The following is a 14,016-nucleotide window of genomic DNA, read 5'->3' on the forward strand; positions in this document are numbered from 1 at the left end:
GTTCAGTCCTTGGCGTTATAGACACGACGCACCAGATAAACCGGGCGGCGTTTTGATTCGATGTAGGTTCGGCCCAGGTACTCACCCAGTACCCCGATACCAATCAGTTGCAGGCCACCCAGAAAGGTGACGGCGACCATCAGCGAGGCGTAGCCCGGTACATCGATCCCGGTAAACAACGTGCGCAACACAATGAACGTGGCGAACGAGAAAGAAACCACAGAAACGAATAGCCCTAGATAGGTCCAGATCTTGAGTGGGTCGGTACTGAAACTGGTAATGCCTTCCAGAGCGAAATTCCACAAGCGCCAGCCGTTGAACTTGGACTCCCCCGCCACCCGCTCCGGCCGCTCGTAATCGACATGGGTGGTCCGAAACCCGACCCAGGCGAACAAACCTTTCATGAAACGCCGGGATTCCGGCAAGGTCTGCAAGGCATCGATCACGCAGCGGTCCATGAGCCGAAAATCACCGACATCTTTGGGCAGCGGCTGGTCAGAGATTTTGTTGTGCAGGCGATAAAACCAGTTGGCCGACGTTTGCTTGGCCCAGGAGTCGCTGTTACGACTCACACGATGGCCCAGGACGACTTCATAACCTTCACGCCAACGGGCAATCATTTCGAGGATGACTTGCGGCGGATCCTGCAGATCGACATCGATGGGTACCACCACCTGGCCGGTGACGGCCTGCAAGCCGGCGGTCAACGCGGCTTCCTTTCCGAAATTGCGGCTCAGATCGATGATACGAACACGCGGATCAGACTTCTGACGCTCCAGAAGCAGGTCCAATGTCGTGTCGGTACTGCCGTCATTGACGAACACCATCTCCAGACCAACCAGTGCCTCATCCTTGAAGACGTCTGTAATCCGCTCAATGAACAAATCGATGGTGGCCGCCTCATTGAAGACCGGAATGACGAGCGATAGCGCCACATGCCCGACCAAATGCGTTCCATGCTGATGGGTCAATTGATTGCTCTTTTTTATAGTGATTTTTCTACAATCCGAGGTCACCGGTTGATATCCAGCGCCATGAGCCAAGTCGCATTAAGCAGGAGCGCGGAAGGTGATGCAAGGGCGAAACTGCGGCGGTTTTGGCCATTTACTTGCTCCCTATCGCCACCAGGTGGATGACCTGACTCACCAGAAGCTGGGGCATAAACAACCTTAAGACCTGTGACGCGAAGCTGCTCTATCCAACTGAGCAGCTTCGCTTCAACGCACAAGCAGGGACTGCCTAGATTTCCTTCACCGACGTTTCGTTGTGGACGCTTTTGATCAACCCAATCACGTGCAAACAATCCGCCTTGTTGACGTACGACTCGCCACTGACAACCGTCTCATGATTGGCCGCCCTTAATCGCCAGCGCCATTGGCCCTTCCCGGTAAGCGGGGTGCCTCGTGATTGCCTGTAAATCTCAAAGTACATTGTTCGCTCCTTGCGACTGCTGATAACTACAGACTCCTGGTCTGTGCAGGCAGAGTAGACAAGTGATTCAAGATTTAACGGCGCTCAAAAGTTAGCAAATATTGCCAAAAAAACGCTCCGTCTCGACGAAGGCCAACAGACACTGAGGCCAGTAAAAAGGGTGACTGAGCCCAGTCACTTTTCAGGAAACAGTACTTATTTTTCATACGGCGCCTATGCCGCATTCATCCCGCTCAGTTCACCAAAAACCCCGCACAAACAAGATCAATCCGTAATCGCGCCCGGCCAATGCCTGCCGAGCGCCGAGGACAATTAGAAAAAATGACTGATTGGTACAGCGGCGATACCACGCTGCTGACCAGCGACAAGGCGGACAAGCTCGCCGTGTCAGTGGGCACGCCTGTTCAGCGCTGTTTACGATTTCAAAGCACCAAGGCCAGGGGCTCGGACTGGTTGCTCTTGATGCCTTGGCACAGCTCGCGAATGATGTCGGTCATCAGCCGGACTTCAGGGTTGAGCTTGCACTCTTCCAGGAAACCCATATACATCGGCACTTTGCATTCGCGTTGATGACACAGTGGCACCGGGCACAACTGACCGCTCGCCAGCTTTTCGCTGACCATGTGCTCAGGCAACCAGGCAAAGCCCAGACCGCGTTCGACAAATGTCAGCGCGGTGCTCAGGTTACTCACGGTCCAGCACTGGGACGTGCCAGGCCAACTGCTGTTCTGCGAGTTGCGCATACCCGAATCGCAAACCACTATTTGCCGGTAGTCTTTCATGTCAGTCAGGTTCAGCTCGCCATTGAAATGGGCCAGTGAGTGATCGGACGCCACGACGCACAGCAACGAAACGTTGAGCAGGAATTCCTGCATATAACCCGCCGGCAGACTACTGGCGATAGCCAACTCGACCTTGCCGTCTTCCAGCAATTCGCATGCACCGGACAAGGCCGTTTCATAAAGCCGGATACGGTACCCTTGCAAGACCGAAGAAAAGCGCAACAGCGCCTGCTCCAGTACGTCGGCGGGAAACAACATGTCGACCGCCAGCGAGTGTTCGGTAAACAACCCCGGCTGGTATTGAATGGCCAGTCGCTCAAGTTTTTTCGCCGAACCCAGCAGGTGCTTGGCCTGAGGCAACAGGGCCTGGCCCAGAGGTGTCAATACGGCCTTGCGCCCCTCGATCAGGAACAGTTCCTGACCCAGCAGGGTTTCCATGCGGTTGACCGAATGGCTGACGGCCGACTGCGACTTGAACATATACTCGCCGGCCTGCTGGAAACCGCCACACTCAACCGTAGAAACAAAAGCCTGCCACTGGTCGAGACTGATCTTGGAAAACATTCGAACCTCCCTGTTCGTATCGGGTAAAAATCACAGCTACTGCGGCTCGGCGTTTTACCACAAAAAGTCCTCTCGCCCTACGCTATCGATACCTCGATCGGCCTCATGCCTCACATGAAGATTCTGAATGAATACCGACTAATTAATTCATTTAAAACAATCAAGCCGCTTATGATAAAAACCCACGCCAAGCAGGACGCTATCTAATTAATCCATCGGAAGGATTCGCTACTCACTGACACGCCAAACTACGCCCGTATCTTCCGCTCAGAAAAGCCCGCACATACTATGCGGCTTTTCTGCGGACGCGTGTGGCAGCCTGGAAAATCGTCAGTACTGAATAAAAACACTATAAAAATCAAGCCAATCAGCTGATTAAGCCACGCCATTACATAGGGCATGGATAAGCCCCCTGTTGCCGTAATAACAAGAGACTTTAGTACTTCTGTACCAAAACAATCCGTCTATCGATCCACGCAGAAAAGAAAGGAAAACTTGCATGCGTACTCAAGTAGCCAAACGCGACACCCTGCTCTGGAAGTCCGCAGTTGACTTTGTAAAAAGTCGGTACATGAAATCCTTTAACGCCATCATCGAGCCATCCCCCGAGTACTTTTTAATCGTATTCGATAACAATGACTCCATTCAGTCATGTGCCGGTTTTAGTTTCGCCAAGTCAGGCCCTCTATTGTCCGAATGTTATCTGGACTCACCGTCCGAGGAGACGCTGTCGAGAATCACCAACACCCGGATCGAACGCGACTGCATCGTCGAAATCGGCAATACCGCGTCGATCAATTCGGTTGCCGGCCAGACCCTGTTCAACATGCTCTCAATGGTGACCTGGTGCATGGGCGCACGCTACGTGCTGTGCACCTGCACACCCCAATTGATCAAATCGATGGGCTACTGCAACGTCAAGGTCAACAAGATCTGCGATGCCGACCCGCAACGCATGACCTCCCAAGCGGAAGTCGAATGGGGCTCCTACTACGAGCAAACGCCCATCACCGGCTACATCAAGCTGGGCGAGATGAAGCATCACTATCACGAGACCGTCCTCAAGACCGTTTTCCGACTCGACGTGCAGAGCGAGCAAGCAGCATGACTCATTTCGTCGAACACTTGCTGGCCCAGGCACAACGCACACCGGATGCCGTCTGCGTCGTCGATATTCCTTCGGCAGACGGCACGGGCGGGCGCCGTCTGACCTACGCCCAAGTGCTGGAGCATGCCCGGCAGCTTGGGCAACACATGAACCGTCAGTTCACCGACGAAAAGCGCACCATCGGCATCGTCATGCGCAACAGCAGTGACTGGGTCATTGCCGACTTCGCCTGCCTGCTCTTCGGCTTCACCTCCTTGCCGCTGCCTTTGGGCTTCAGTAAGTACCAGGCCGAACACCTGGCCTTCGAATGCTCGGGCTTCCTGGTCGATGACAAAGGCCTGGAGACTCTGGAAAAGCGCTGGGAAATCGACCTGAACGCCAGCCGTCTGGTGCATGTACCCAGCGCACTTCAGACCGAGCTTTTGCTGCCGGCGGGCCCAAGCTTCATCGACAGCGCCGATGCTGAATGGATCTGCAAAGTCATCCACACCTCCGGCACCACCAGCAAGCCCAAAGGCGTGAAGCAAAGCCTCGGCGGACTGAGCGCCGTGCTGCAATCGCTACTCGGCGTGGTCCCGGCTGACTTGCAGAAACGCTACCTGTCGGTGGTGCCGTTGAGCCTGTTGATCGAACAGATCACGGCGGTCTACCTGCCGCTGCTGTCCGGCGGCACGGTGTACTTCCTGGACGAGCACACGCCTCTGATCGGCGAGACTGGCTACAGCACCTCGGCGATTCTTGCGCAACTGCTCAGAACCCGGGCGAGCGCGGTCACCGTACCGCCGATGATGCTCGACGTGTTCCTTGAAATTGCCGAGCAAAACACCGACCCACAGCTGCTGTCGTTGCTGCGCAACGAGTTGTACATCACCGCCGGTGGCGCTCCGATCAGCAGCGAAAAACTGCAACGCCTGAGCGCGCAGGGTATTCAGGTTCATCAGGGTTACGGGCTGAGCGAGAACGGTTCGGTGGTCAGTGTCAACACCCCCACCGACGGCAAGCTGGGCAGCGTCGGCAAACCCTTGCCTCACGTCCAGGTCCGGGTGACGGATCAGCAACGGGTAGAAATCAAAAGCACCTCAATGTTCCAGGGTTACTCCTGGGTCGATCCCAGTGCCTGCTCCTTCACTGAAGATGGCTGGCTGCGCACGGGCGATATCGGCGAATTCGATGACGAGGGTTTCCTCTACATCACTGGCCGCGAGAAAAACATCATCTACCTGCCCAACGGTCGCAATGTTTCTCCGGAGCAAATCGAGCTGGAGTTCAAAGAACAAACCGGTGTGAACGATGCGCTGATGTTCATGACCGCAGACGGTCAACTGGCGATCGTGCTCAGCGTCGGGCCTTCGTTCAACCACCCGCACACCCAGGACTGGGCGCAACAGCGCTTCTCGGAAGTCGAGTTGCCTCAGGTCATCTGGCCATTGGCGCCAGACGCTCCGCAGCTGAAAAGCCTCTATACCCTCAACGGCCCGGCCCGTAGAGTTCAAGCCAGCGACCTGCATCGTCAGACATGTATTCACTAAAGGACTAGCGACATGACTCAATCCATTTATCAGGCCCGGGTCATCACCGACCGCGAGCATGCCTTGAACGCCAACACTGCGGCGGTATTCGAAGAGCTCTCGAGCGCCGGCGTGATTATCTTCCGCAACTGCATCCGGTCCCTGGACGAGTTCGGTGCCTTCGTGAAAAAACACAGCTCGCGCCTGAGCCTGGACCCGGGCCGCGTGATCGCCAAAGGCGTCGCACAATTGGTGGACGCCGGCACCGATGCTGTAGGCCTGCACTGCGAAAACGGCAACGCGCCGATCTGGCCGGATCTGACATGGTTCTTCTGCGAAATTGCCCCCACCAAGGGTTCGCAAACCACTTTATGCGATGGGGTGAAGGTCTACCAGGAGCTCAGCGAAGAGGCCCGTCAGCGCTTCGAGAGCACCCCTATCCGCTACCGCCGCACGGTGCCGGGCGAAAAGTGGCGCAAGATCGTCTGCTACTACAAGCCGCAAATCCAGCAACTGGAAGACGCCAGTTTCGAGCACCTGAGCGAGATCATCGGCCAGGACCCCAACACCCGGATGGAATACAACCCAGGTACCGATTGCGTGGCCTATGCCTACAGCGTCCCGGCGTGCCAGACCTCCAGTTTCTGCGAGCACCCGGCCTTCGCCAACAGCATTCTCGGGCCGTCCTTCAACTACGAGAAACCGGTGATCGACTTCGAGAACGGAGAGGAGATTCCCGCCGACCTGCTGACGGAAATCACCCAGGTCACCGAACGCAACACTCACACCGTGGGCTGGCAGGACCTGGACCTGGTGATGATCGACAACCGTAGGGTCATGCACGGCCGACAAGCGATCATCGATGAACAGCGTCGCATCTTCAATGCGCTGAGCTACCGGTAATGGCCACCCTGACAAATCACTCATCGGACCTGGGCCGTCGAAGGCCTGTACGAGAGTTTCGTCGACAGCCAAGACCATCAACTGATTGACCGCAGCGGCGGGTTCGGCCTGTAGATCAAGTCTGCGGCCAAGGCGGATTGAATGTCTCGGGGGCTCTTCAGGCCGGGGTAATGCGATAAGCACAACGGCGTGCATTCATCAGAATGTGCTCCACGCGCTCGACCCGGGCTTGCAGAACCTGCTCGAACACATTCAGTTCGGCACGACAGAAACCCTGACACGCTGCGGCTGCCGCGCAGATCGGGCAATGGTTCTCGACTAACACAAAGGCTCCGTCCGGTTGCTCGCTCCACTCGGCCATATAGCCTTCGCGGACACGCAGGGCGGTGAGGCGTTTGACCCGCTCTTGGAGGGTCTCGGCGCCGGCCAGTTCTTGCAGGTACAAGGTGCGACTCTGCTGCTCGCGAACATCGATCAGACGATCGATGGCCTCGGGCCCGAAAGTCTCGCGCACGGTCTGCAAGAGCTGCACGGTCAGTTCCGAGTGAGTATCCGGAAACCGCGCATGACCGGCCGCCGTCAGGTGCCAGACCTGCGACGGACGCCCCACGCCTCGAGCCTCGGACCGGGCTTGCACCAGACCGCTGGCGGCCAGCTTGACGAACTGCTGGCGCGCCGCTTCCCCCGTGGTACCCAGCGCGCGTCCGGCATCGGCCGCCAACTGCGGGCCACGAGTCTTGAGCAGGTGAAGCAGTCGGTCGGCAGCCGACATCGACACTTCATCCTGGTTTTCCAAGTGTTTACTTGACAAACAGCGACCCCCGCAGCTTCAATATTTAAAGAATTTACTTGGTAAATCTAACCCAGGCCTTGAAAACAGGCAATTGACGCTCGCAATCCATCGGGTCGCGAGTCACAGCAGGAGGTTGTATGTCTACGCAAGGAAGCAGCTGGAGCGATTTACTCTCCGGAAAAAACGCCGCGCGATCCATCGCACTGTCGGGAGGCGTTGCGCTGCACGCGATCAATATTTACATCGCCACGACCATCCTGCCCTCAGTGGTCAAGGAAATCGGCGGGCTCGACCTGTATGCCTGGAACACCACACTCTTCGTCGTCGCGTCGATTCTTGGCTCAGCCCTGACGGCCAAAGTCCTGCAACACGCGGGGCCACGCGTCGCCTATGCCGTGGCCTCATTGTTATTCCTGGCGGGTAGTCTCATCTGTGCACTGGCACCGAGTATGCCGGTGATGTTGGTCGGACGCTCCGTTCAAGGCCTGGGCGGCGGCTTGGTGTTTGCGCTGTGCTACTCGATGATTCAGTTGGTGTTCGAAGAGCGTCTCTGGCCTCGGGCCATGGCCCTGGTCTCGGGTATGTGGGGGATCGCCACGCTGATCGGCCCGGCCATTGGCGGCATCTTCGCTGAAATGGATGCCTGGCGTTTAGCCTTTGGTGCGCTGGCACCTGTGACGCTCGCCTACATCGTGCTGACCAGCCGAGTGTTGCCCAAGCGCGACAAGAATCAACCACCCGCAGGCCGTTTGCCCGTACCGCAGCTGTTCCTGCTGGCTGCGGCAGTGCTGTCGGTTTGCGCCGGCAGCGCCTCATCACTTCCGACCTGGAACCTGCTTGGCATAGGCCTCTGCCTGCTGCTGGTGTTTTTCCTGGTGCGTCATGAATCAAGTACCCAAACCCGTCTGCTGCCCAAGGACGCCTTGCGCCTCAATACCCCGCTCTGCGCGCTGTACGCGACCATGGGGCTGTTGGTGATCGGCATGACCAGCGAGATCTTTGTGCCGTACTTCCTGCAAACCCTGCACGGGCAGACACCGCTGATCTCCGGCTACCTCGCAGCGCTCATGGCGGCGGGCTGGACGCTGTCTGAAGTGATGAGCTCCGGCTGGCGCGAGCGCGGCGTACGCCGTGCAATTATCAGCGGCCCGGTGTTCGTGCTGGTCGGGCTAATCATCCTGGCCATCGCCACACCGTTCAACAGCGGCGGAGACTGGGCGCTGCTCACGCCGATCTGCATCGCCCTGACGCTCGTCGGGTTTGGCATTGGCCTCGGCTGGCCACACCTGCTGACTCGGGTCTTGCAGGTGGCTTCGGCCGAAGATCAGGACTCGGCGGCTTCATCCATCACCACTGTGCAACTGTTCGCCACCGCACTCGGCGCGGCACTGGCCGGCATGATCGCCAACATGGCCGGACTCAACGACCCGACCAACGTTGAAGGCACCGCAAACGCCGCGCGCTGGCTGTTTGCGCTGTTTACCATTGCGCCGATCCTGGCGCTGGTGACCGCGGTGCGTTCGGCGCGTATTCGGCCGAACCTTTCTACGGCCTGAGGCGGCTCGCGCTTCATTCTAAAACCGGTATTGGCCGCCATTCTGTTCACTGTATGTTTCTTCTGCACGGACGCCTGGAATGAACCGGTACGTGAATGCGACATGGTTCTACTCCATGGTTTCATCAAGAAGAGCCAAAAAACACCCGAGTCTGACATGGCCACTGCCAAGCAGCGCAAAGCAAGACTATGAGGTACAGCGCATGAACAAACACATCGGATCTGACTTTGACGATTTCCTGGCCGAGCAAGGCCTTGCCGAGGAAGTCTCCGCAGCAGCGCTCAAGCGCGTCATCTCCAGGCAGATTGCCGAAGCGATGAAGCTGCAACGCGTCAGCAAAAAAGCGCTCGCTGAGCGGATGCATACCAGTCGTACGGCTGTGGATCGCGCGCTTGATCAAAATGACGCTGGCATGACGCTGGCCACTCTGGCCAGCGCTGCCCGCGCACTGGGTCAACGCGTAGAGGTTCGCCTCGTGCCTGAGCACGAAGAACATCGCGCATAATCCCGGTCCTTTGCCTGCAAGCCCAAGGACGGGAGGGAAAAGCTGATCCTCAGCGACTTCGCGCTGCTTTGCTGTATTCCGCTACGCGATAGCTGCGATTTGCTCGATGTGAATTTACAACGTATGGATGCGGAGCCTTCGCCCGCAAGCGAACGCGCTAAGCCATAGACACCGGGTCAGGGCCGCGACCTGCTCGGCGGTGAGGCTCACGTCGACAGACAGGTTCAGCTCGTTCTTGCTGGCGATGGCATTGTTCATCAGGTACTTGAACAGTGCTTCGTCCGAGGTCCGGCCATCGATGAAGCGCTGACCGGTACGGGACACCACCGCTTGCTGGATCAGCCGCTGTTCGTAGAAACCATCGCCCAGACGTTTGGCGCTTTTGTCCGGGTCGTAGCCGAGACCCGCCAGCAGGTAGTCCGAGCTCATGAACTGCTTGAGGTCGGTGAGCACCGGGTTGGTTTCGATCAGGTATTTCTGCGGATTGGAAGGGCTCGCGCTACTAGAGAAAAGGGGACCTCGCCTTCATCCTGTCCGGCAAACATGTCGACTATCTGCCTGACCATTTCACCCGCTCGTGGGAAGACAACGGTTTGCTCAAAACCGTCGGCCAACCGGAGTTGAGTTTTGAGGTGACCTTCCACCTGGCCCGACACCGCACGCAGGTGCCGGGCGATGCGCAGCTGGCGTTTGAAGAGGATTTGCTGACAGCGTTTGCACAGGTCGCCCCGTAGCAGCTGTCGAGCCCGCGAGGCTGCGTTCGAGGACGCAGTCCTCGCAAACCCTGCATACGCGGTTTACCCGAAAGAACATGTTGCTTGATTTTACGACCGCTGCGCAGCCGAACGCAGCCTCGCGGGCTCGGCAGCTGCTACGGGCGTTTAAGCTTGCCTACGCAGCCCCCGTCAGAGGCTACAACGCCTTGCGTCACGGCCTACACCTGCGCCAGAATCCGCCGGCTTGTGCGCTTTGGTCCTCGCCTCTATCGTTTCCGTGTCGCTGATTATCAGCGATCGGGTTTAGCAGCCCGGGTATTCTCTAGACGTACAGCGTCCACCGTTCATGAGCAGGTGTTTTTATGCCTGGCAGTTCATGTTATGGCGGCTTTGCGTGGGGCACTTCGGTGCGCCGGGTTCTAGAGTCCTGGTCTGCTAACCCGCGTACAGCCGCCACCCCTAATTCGTCTAGCAGCGATGTGTGGCAGCTCCACAACTCTAGGAGCATCACCATGTTCAAACCAACTCCAAATCCCCCCGAAACCGACCCCGTTTCCCCCTACGCCTCCCTCGACTCAAAAGAACTCCACGCCGCCGCGCACCGCGCGCTCGATCACTACCTGGTACTGCCTGAAACCAAGGCATTGTTAGCCGATCGACGCCCCGGCTGCATTTTCGTCATTGCCCCCGACGTCGACAGCGAAACCCTGCTGGCCCACGCCTGCGAAACCCTCGCCTCGGCCAACGTCATGGCCAGCGATCTGGCATTCGACCTCGACGGCCCCAAACGCAATACCGCACTGGCGATTCAACAGATGATCTCTTTAGCCGAACTGGCGGTGAATCGCGCACTGGATCACCTCGATCCACCTGAACCGGCGTAGTCGCCGGAGGTTGGGCAATGATCGCAGCCTTCGGCAACTCCTACGCGGGACACTTCATTCGGCGTAGCTGGCGCAGCCTGCGATCTTTTTGGCCTTCTCGGAAACATCCCGACAATGCTTTGCGTGACCCGGAACGTCTGAACGAACTAGCGTGACCAGACAAGCATTTTTATGGAGGGCAAAGGATTGCCTCTCGCTGCCAAAGGATGTCGCCTGCGCAAGGCGCGGTTTTCTGAATCAAGAAACGCGACACAGATTTATTTATTAGCTTCCAATGATGGGGCTCGCCCCTGTGTCTAGTCCTGAAATAGGTTTACACCTGTTTCAGGACTAGACACTTCAATGACGAGGCTCGCCTGTCTAGCCCTGAAACAGGTGTAAACCTTATTCAGGACGGGACAGACAGAGAGGCCGTAGTCATTCTTCAAGACATCCACGACAGCTTCGAAAAACTGCGCTTTCTGATTGGACAGCGCGAGCTGCTCTTCAAGTTCTTTGATGCGTTGCTCTGGCGTCAATGGTCGGTTTTTGTCGGGCATAGACCCCATCCTCGGCGAGCCAATGTATGTGCCTGGGCTCCAGTCTTGCCGACCATGCTTGCGTAACCACGTCAGAACGGTCGTCTTGCCTTGAATCCCGTAGCGCTCCTGAGCCTCTTTATAACTCAACTCGCCTTTTTCGACCTGGTCGACGACCGACAATTTAAAGGTCAGCGTGTAGTCTCGCTGACTGCGCCTTTTTCCTGCTTCCATTACGTCCTCCTGAAAATAGATCAGAAGGTGTAAACCTTATTCAGGACGGGACACCGCTAACAAATAAATCTTTCCCCTTTTCTTGACCCAACAGCAAATGGCTGACACCGTGAAATCTATATCACCCAGCTAAAACGCTATGAATCCGGTGAAGCCCAACCATCGCTTGAGGTACTCAAGAAGGTGGCCGTGGCCTTTAACGTCTCCACCGATTGGCTGGTGTTTGAAGAAAACGAGCGCGAGCCGCAGAACGAGCTAAAACTCAAATTTGAAGCTGTGGTGCAAATGGACGAGGACGAACGCCGCTCTGTGCTCGCCCTACTCGATGCGATGATTTTGAAACACCAGACAAAACGATTTTTTGTACCCACTCCAGAGTCAAAACAGCAACCATGAACAGCAAACAGCTCAACGAAGTCAGTAAGTTTCTCAGCTATGTATTGCGACATGAACCGCAGTCCATTGGACTTCAGCTAGACATGGAAGGCTGGGCAGAAATTGATTTCTTAATTGCAGGCGCCGCTAAGGAAGGGCGTATTTTAAATCGAGAACTGATCCTGACTGTGGTCAGCAGCAGCGATAAAAAGCGTTTTGCTATTTCTAACGACGCGCAATACATTCGCGCCGTGCAGGGCCATTCAACTGAAAGCGTAAACCTTCAGTATATTGAGAAAGAGCCGCCCGAGTTTTTGTACCACGGAACAGCAACTCGCTTTCTAGAGTCAATTCAGAAAAAAGGATTAATTGCGGGTTCTCGCCATCACGTGCATTTATCACAAGACATGGCCACTGCCGCATCGGTGGGACAGCGATATGGAAAACCTGTAGTGCTAAAAATTGAAGCCCTGCAAATGTACCAGCAGGGCTTCAAGTTTTTTCAGGCTGAGAATGGCGTATGGTTAACGAGTCACGTCCCCATTTTTTTTATACATCAGGAATAGCCTTCGTCTCCGACCCGATCAGCCTTATAACGAGCAGATTCTTCTTTGGCAGCACTAAACCATTCAGAAAAACCAGAGTAAGAAAAGTTATCCCAAGGACTTGATTTCGGCCTTGAGTAATCATAAATCCGAACACTTGAATCCCCCCCCTTGCCTCCATCAAAGCAAGCGAGAACTACCCAGCCATCATTATACAATCCAGACTCATCTTGAATAATTGCAAATGGAACCAGAGCAGTCCCTGGAAATTTCAAAAGCATAGAACCATAATAAAAGAGAGAGAGCGCCATATCTTTCGTTAGAAAACGCCAAGGCGCTATATCTATCTCACCAGCCAAAACCACATTTAGATAGTCCGTAGGAAGTTGAAAGCCATCTGGCAAAATTGGAAGTTCATACAAAAAAGGCTTCATCATTTCCCGCCTCCAGAAATACGTGGTGGCTCTGTTGAACCGTAAGGATTGGAAGCAGAAAAACCTCCTGACTGTTTATTTATACGGCCAGTTATTGCCTCTCCCCAAGTATCAAAATTCTGCCACCCTCTCGCCTCTTGAATAGCGGGCGTCAATGGATCGTCAAATCCACGAACGCTAGCATTCACGTCAATCCCCGCTTCTCTGGCAGCAGCAATTCGAGTGTTGTCCATACTAGTCAGCTTACCATCCGGCATTTTCACGACATCAACCGGATCACCTTTCCAGCCATTGGTTTTCATGCTCTGGACTAAATCGTCGTAGGTGTAGTTCGTGCCAGAAATCCGATCTGTCTTGTTAAACGAAACAGTATTCTGCGAGAAGCGAATATCATCAGCAGCATAAGTTGCTGCATTGCCTACACCTTTTGCAACATTTCTATCTACTAAAGCACCGGCTTCGGCGTCTGTGAAGGCACTGCTCGGATTCAGATTTCTCGATACAGGTCCTTTTGCACCCGCCCCAACCTCAGCCAGCTTTCCAACCCGACCCGCTGGCAACAGATTGATTGCCATCTGCGCATCATATTTGGCTCGAACCGCCGCGCTAGCAGCCGTGTCGCCCTGCAGCTGATACAGATAGGTCAGTATTTCTACGTCATTCTTATTCTCGCGATAGCTGCTCCACAGCCTATCGGGGCTCGCCATCGAGAACAAGAGACCGTTTGCGATCTGGCTCGTTGTATCCGCGGGGTGGTTGAAAAGACTATTGCCCAGCGCCCAGAAATTGGCCGCTGCACCGGTAGTAGCATCCCAATAGCCCTGTGCCGAACCCGTGAGAACACCTGCGGTATAGGCACCAAAACCGTCACGGAAATTCAGATTTTTGTCATAAAAATCCTGGTTACGATAGCTCTCAGCTGTTGGTAAAAAATTGAAGTTAGGGTTCAGATATTCGCCGTTAAGGCGGTTATCCGCATACGCTTCCGGGTGAGTGACGCTGTAATTTTGAAGCAGCCGAACGGTTTCTTCAGGGGTGTAGCTCTTTTTGTCACTGAGCAGTGGAAAACCGTTGACCGTCGCAGTGACATCGTAGGTATCCGCCAACGGCGCTAATGCAAAACGAAAAAGGGGACAGATTTATTTATTAGCTTCCAATGA

14 protein-coding genes and 4 pseudogenes are annotated in these 14,016 nt (G+C 55.6%); 10 read left to right on the top strand and 8 right to left on the bottom strand.

The window, feature by feature from the left end; translation table 11 throughout:
* Positions 1 to 2 precede the first annotated feature (2 nt).
* From ACIPIN_RS09200 to ACIPIN_RS09210, 3 genes are all read right to left on the bottom strand, one after another.
* Positions 3 to 971, bottom strand: a complete 969-nt coding sequence (locus ACIPIN_RS09200; RefSeq protein WP_401117698.1) for a glycosyltransferase family 2 protein — start codon at positions 969 to 971, stop codon at positions 3 to 5.
* Between the two features lie 268 nt (positions 972 to 1,239).
* Positions 1,240 to 1,431 (bottom strand): YegP family protein, encoded by a 192-nt coding sequence (locus tag ACIPIN_RS09205; protein ID WP_401117700.1) that lies wholly within the window; start codon positions 1,429 to 1,431, stop codon positions 1,240 to 1,242.
* Positions 1,432 to 1,853: 422 nt separating this feature from the next.
* Positions 1,854 to 2,777 (bottom strand): LysR family transcriptional regulator, encoded by a 924-nt coding sequence (locus tag ACIPIN_RS09210; RefSeq protein ID WP_401117702.1) that lies wholly within the window; start codon positions 2,775 to 2,777, stop codon positions 1,854 to 1,856.
* Between the two features lie 499 nt (positions 2,778 to 3,276).
* Here ACIPIN_RS09210 and ACIPIN_RS09215 point away from each other — a divergent pair, with 499 nt between their 5' ends.
* Genes ACIPIN_RS09215 through ACIPIN_RS09225 form a run of 3 tightly spaced genes read left to right on the top strand, consistent with a single transcriptional unit; the run spans position 3,277 to position 6,296 of the window.
* Complete coding sequence (locus ACIPIN_RS09215) at positions 3,277 to 3,885, top strand: thermostable hemolysin (protein WP_123428033.1); 609 nt, start codon at positions 3,277 to 3,279, stop codon at positions 3,883 to 3,885.
* A complete protein-coding gene (locus tag ACIPIN_RS09220) occupies positions 3,882 to 5,414 on the top strand; it encodes an AMP-binding protein (RefSeq protein WP_401117704.1) in 1,533 nt (510 codons plus the stop codon). Before ACIPIN_RS09215 ends, ACIPIN_RS09220 begins: the two co-directional genes overlap by 4 nt.
* A 12-nt stretch (positions 5,415 to 5,426) precedes the next feature.
* Positions 5,427 to 6,296: a TauD/TfdA family dioxygenase gene (locus ACIPIN_RS09225; RefSeq protein ID WP_401117706.1), complete on the top strand. Its 870-nt coding sequence runs from the start codon at positions 5,427 to 5,429 to the stop codon at positions 6,294 to 6,296.
* Positions 6,297 to 6,453: 157 nt separating this feature from the next.
* Here ACIPIN_RS09225 and ACIPIN_RS09230 read toward each other — a convergent pair whose 3' ends face one another.
* Positions 6,454 to 7,068, bottom strand: coding sequence for a helix-turn-helix transcriptional regulator (locus ACIPIN_RS09230; RefSeq protein ID WP_401117708.1), 615 nt, complete (start codon positions 7,066 to 7,068; stop codon positions 6,454 to 6,456).
* A 158-nt stretch (positions 7,069 to 7,226) separates the two neighbouring features.
* Here ACIPIN_RS09230 and ACIPIN_RS09235 point away from each other — a divergent pair, with 158 nt between their 5' ends.
* The 3 genes and pseudogenes from ACIPIN_RS09235 to ACIPIN_RS09245 all read left to right on the top strand — a co-directional run bounded on the left by ACIPIN_RS09235 (position 7,227) and on the right by ACIPIN_RS09245 (position 9,150).
* Positions 7,227 to 8,645, top strand: coding sequence for an MFS transporter (locus ACIPIN_RS09235; protein ID WP_401117709.1), 1,419 nt, complete (start codon positions 7,227 to 7,229; stop codon positions 8,643 to 8,645).
* Positions 8,646 to 8,747: 102 nt separating this feature from the next.
* Positions 8,748 to 8,837: pseudogene (locus ACIPIN_RS09240) on the top strand (type II toxin-antitoxin system RelE/ParE family toxin); the annotation flags it as partial.
* 10 nt (positions 8,838 to 8,847) lie between these two features.
* Positions 8,848 to 9,150 (top strand): Fis family transcriptional regulator, encoded by a 303-nt coding sequence (locus ACIPIN_RS09245; RefSeq protein WP_401117711.1) that lies wholly within the window; start codon positions 8,848 to 8,850, stop codon positions 9,148 to 9,150.
* A gap of 159 nt (positions 9,151 to 9,309) precedes the next feature.
* Here ACIPIN_RS09245 and ACIPIN_RS09250 read toward each other — a convergent pair.
* Positions 9,310 to 9,651 (bottom strand): annotated as a pseudogene (locus ACIPIN_RS09250) (hypothetical protein); the annotation flags it as partial.
* Between the two features lie 8 nt (positions 9,652 to 9,659).
* On the opposite strand from ACIPIN_RS09250, the pseudogene ACIPIN_RS09255 reads away from it, so the two are divergent.
* Positions 9,660 to 9,884 (top strand): annotated as a pseudogene (locus tag ACIPIN_RS09255) (LysR family transcriptional regulator); the annotation flags it as partial.
* Between the two features lie 494 nt (positions 9,885 to 10,378).
* Complete coding sequence (locus tag ACIPIN_RS09260; protein WP_401117713.1) at positions 10,379 to 10,750, top strand: DUF6124 family protein; 372 nt, start codon at positions 10,379 to 10,381, stop codon at positions 10,748 to 10,750.
* Positions 10,751 to 11,151: 401 nt separating this feature from the next.
* On the opposite strand, the pseudogene ACIPIN_RS09265 reads toward ACIPIN_RS09260, so the two are convergent.
* Positions 11,152 to 11,502 (bottom strand): annotated as a pseudogene (locus ACIPIN_RS09265) (IS3 family transposase); the annotation flags it as partial.
* A 120-nt stretch (positions 11,503 to 11,622) separates the two neighbouring features.
* Between ACIPIN_RS09265 and ACIPIN_RS09270 the strand changes: the two are divergent.
* Both ACIPIN_RS09270 and ACIPIN_RS09275 read left to right on the top strand, forming a co-directional pair.
* Positions 11,623 to 11,898, top strand: a complete 276-nt coding sequence (locus ACIPIN_RS09270) for a helix-turn-helix domain-containing protein (protein WP_401117908.1) — start codon at positions 11,623 to 11,625, stop codon at positions 11,896 to 11,898.
* Positions 11,895 to 12,443: an RNA 2'-phosphotransferase gene (locus tag ACIPIN_RS09275; RefSeq protein ID WP_401117715.1), complete on the top strand. Its 549-nt coding sequence runs from the start codon at positions 11,895 to 11,897 to the stop codon at positions 12,441 to 12,443. Before ACIPIN_RS09270 ends, ACIPIN_RS09275 begins: the two co-directional genes overlap by 4 nt.
* On the opposite strand, the gene ACIPIN_RS09280 is transcribed toward ACIPIN_RS09275, so the two are convergent.
* Both ACIPIN_RS09280 and ACIPIN_RS09285 read right to left on the bottom strand, forming a co-directional pair.
* Entirely contained in the window at positions 12,434 to 12,859 is a 426-nt protein-coding gene (locus ACIPIN_RS09280) for a hypothetical protein (protein WP_401117717.1), read from the bottom strand. The two genes, ACIPIN_RS09275 and ACIPIN_RS09280, sit on opposite strands and share 10 nt — an antisense overlap.
* Positions 12,856 to 13,962, bottom strand: coding sequence for a hypothetical protein (locus tag ACIPIN_RS09285; RefSeq protein WP_401117719.1), 1,107 nt, complete (start codon positions 13,960 to 13,962; stop codon positions 12,856 to 12,858). Before ACIPIN_RS09285 ends, ACIPIN_RS09280 begins: the two co-directional genes overlap by 4 nt.
* Positions 13,963 to 14,016: the final 54 nt, after the last annotated feature.

The organism is Pseudomonas sp. NPDC087697, assembly GCF_044743155.1.
In the GTDB taxonomy this organism is placed as follows: Bacteria; Pseudomonadota; Gammaproteobacteria; order Pseudomonadales; family Pseudomonadaceae; genus Aquipseudomonas.

What these genes read in the sequence shown, in the direction of transcription:
- ACIPIN_RS09205 (WP_401117700.1), bottom strand. Translation starts at nt 1,431, where the DNA reads ATGTACTTTGAGATTTACAGGCAATCACGAGGCACCCCGCTTACCGGG.
- ACIPIN_RS09210 (WP_401117702.1), bottom strand. Translation starts at nt 2,777, where the DNA reads ATGTTTTCCAAGATCAGTCTCGACCAGTGGCAGGCTTTTGTTTCTACG.
- ACIPIN_RS09215 (WP_123428033.1), top strand. Translation starts at nt 3,277, where the DNA reads ATGCGTACTCAAGTAGCCAAACGCGACACCCTGCTCTGGAAGTCCGCA.
- ACIPIN_RS09220 (WP_401117704.1), top strand. Translation starts at nt 3,882, where the DNA reads ATGACTCATTTCGTCGAACACTTGCTGGCCCAGGCACAACGCACACCG.
- ACIPIN_RS09225 (WP_401117706.1), top strand. Translation starts at nt 5,427, where the DNA reads ATGACTCAATCCATTTATCAGGCCCGGGTCATCACCGACCGCGAGCAT.
- ACIPIN_RS09230 (WP_401117708.1), bottom strand. Translation starts at nt 7,068, where the DNA reads ATGTCGGCTGCCGACCGACTGCTTCACCTGCTCAAGACTCGTGGCCCG.
- ACIPIN_RS09235 (WP_401117709.1), top strand. Translation starts at nt 7,227, where the DNA reads ATGTCTACGCAAGGAAGCAGCTGGAGCGATTTACTCTCCGGAAAAAAC.
- ACIPIN_RS09245 (WP_401117711.1), top strand. Translation starts at nt 8,848, where the DNA reads ATGAACAAACACATCGGATCTGACTTTGACGATTTCCTGGCCGAGCAA.
- ACIPIN_RS09260 (WP_401117713.1), top strand. Translation starts at nt 10,379, where the DNA reads ATGTTCAAACCAACTCCAAATCCCCCCGAAACCGACCCCGTTTCCCCC.
- ACIPIN_RS09275 (WP_401117715.1), top strand. Translation starts at nt 11,895, where the DNA reads ATGAACAGCAAACAGCTCAACGAAGTCAGTAAGTTTCTCAGCTATGTA.
- ACIPIN_RS09280 (WP_401117717.1), bottom strand. Translation starts at nt 12,859, where the DNA reads ATGATGAAGCCTTTTTTGTATGAACTTCCAATTTTGCCAGATGGCTTT.